The organism is Arthrobacter arnarulunnguaqae (assembly GCF_051262515.1).
Classification (GTDB): domain Bacteria; phylum Actinomycetota; class Actinomycetes; order Actinomycetales; family Micrococcaceae; genus Arthrobacter_N.
The window spans coordinates 1-243 of the sequence record NZ_JBIMER010000056.1; the positions used below are offsets into that span (position 1 = coordinate 1).

Sequence of the window (243 nt, forward strand, 5' to 3'; positions counted from 1 at the left end):
AGTTCGCACACCTCGGGACCGCCACCGGGAACCCCGCCGGGTCCCGCACCGGGTCCCGCGCCGGGTTTGGCGCCGTCCGCCGGGTGGGCGCCTGCGGCCGCGGCGTCCGGATCGCCGGTCTCGGTGGCCGTGGTGTCCGTGGTGGTTGTTTCGTTTGCCGGGACCGATCCGTCTCCGGTTTCGGCGTCCGGGGTCGTTTCAGGCGCCGTGGCAGGGGCCGTGGCGGGGGCCGTGGCGGGGGCG

General features: G+C 77.0%; 1 pseudogene. It reads right to left on the reverse strand.

The window, feature by feature from the left end:
• A pseudogene (locus ACHAAJ_RS15640) lies at positions 1–243 on the reverse strand (hypothetical protein); the annotation flags it as partial.